This is a genomic window from Streptomyces chilikensis, assembly GCF_001642695.1.
Lineage (GTDB): Bacteria > Actinomycetota > Actinomycetes > Streptomycetales > Streptomycetaceae > Streptomyces > Streptomyces chilikensis.
Genome location: NZ_LWCC02000005.1, coordinates 3,073,682 through 3,075,192, shown reverse-complemented (window position 1 = coordinate 3,075,192; position 1,511 = coordinate 3,073,682). Strand labels below are relative to the sequence as shown.

At 68.8% G+C, this 1,511-nt stretch carries 1 protein-coding gene; it reads left to right on the top strand.

The window, feature by feature from the left end:
- Positions 1–1,511: AMP-binding protein (locus A2U95_RS32710; RefSeq protein WP_240957316.1), on the top strand; the 1,511-nt coding region annotated here is incomplete at both ends.

Below are 1,511 nucleotides of genomic sequence, written 5' to 3'. Positions count from 1 at the left end.
AGGAACTGCTGGCGCGGATCCGCGCCACCGACCTGGACGCCTTCGCCCACCAGGAAGCGCCCTTCGACCTCGTCCTCGAAGCGCTCAACCCCACTCGCTCGCTCGCGCGTCACCCGCTCTTCCAGATCTGCCTCACCCTTGACGTCGCCAACGCCCCCCGCCTGACCCTGTCCGGCAACGGGACGGGTGACGTGGTCCCCGTCATGAACGGTTCGGCCAAGTTCGACCTCGAGTTCCTGCTCCGCTCCGATGACAACCAGCAACTGCACGGGACCGTCCTCTTCGCGCGGGACCTGTTCGACGAGAGCACCGTGCGGCGCATGGTCACCGTCCTGGGCCAGGTCCTCGAGCAGGTACTGGCCGACCCCGGCCGCCGGATCAGCGACCTCGACATCCTCTCCCAGGACGAACGGGCACTTGTCACCGGAACCTGGGCCGGCACCAGCACCGACATCGACGACATCTCACTGGTGGAGCGCTTCCAGCAGCAGGTGGAACGTTTCCCCGGCCGGGTCGCGCTGATCGACGGCGACCGGCAGATCACCTACCGGGAGCTCAACGCGGCCGCCAACCGCTGGGCCCGCCACCTGCGCGACCAAGGACTGGGCCGCGGCGACCTGGCCGGCGTCCTGCTGGAACGCGGCGCGGACTTCGCCACCGCGGTCGTCGCCGTCACCAAGACCGGCGCCGCCTACACCCTCCTCGACCCCGACTTCCCCGACGAACGCCTGCAAGCCGCCGCCACCGACGCCGGCATACACCTCCTCGTCACCGACCCCGCCCTCGCCGGACGACTCGAAGGACCCTGGACCACGGTGTCCACCTCGCCGGCGGAACTGCCTGACCTGCCCGAGCTGAACCTCGACATTCCTCTGTCCAGTGACGACGCCGCATGCCTGATGTTCACCTCCGGGTCGACGGGCCGGCCGAAGGGCATCCTGTCCTCCCACCGCAACCTGGTCTCCACGGTCACCGCGCAGACCTACGGACACTTCGGACCCGACGAAGTCTTCCTCCAGTGCTCCCCCGTTTCCTGGGACGCCTTCAGCCTCGAGTTCTGGGGCGCCCTGCTCCACGGCGGCACCACCGTCCTGCAACCCGGGCAGCGACCCGAACCCGCGCTGATCACCGAACTCTCGCGCCGCCACCGCGTCACGATGCTCCAGCTGTCGGCGAGCCTGTTCAACTACCTCACCGACGAGCACCCCGACGCCTTCGACACCGTCACCACCGCCTACACGGGCGGAGAAGCGGCCTCCCCGGCCCACGTCCACAAACTCCAGCAACTGAGGCCCGGCATCACCGTCGTCAACGGCTACGGACCCGCCGAATCCATGGGCTTCACCACCACCCACACCATCGAACCCGGCGACCAACCCCACCCCGTCATCCCCATCGGATCACCCCTGGTCAACAAGGGCGCCTACGTCCTCGACAACCATCTCCAGCTCACCGCACCCGGCGTGACCGGCGAGCTCTACCTCGCCGGCGACGGCCTCGCCCACGGCTAC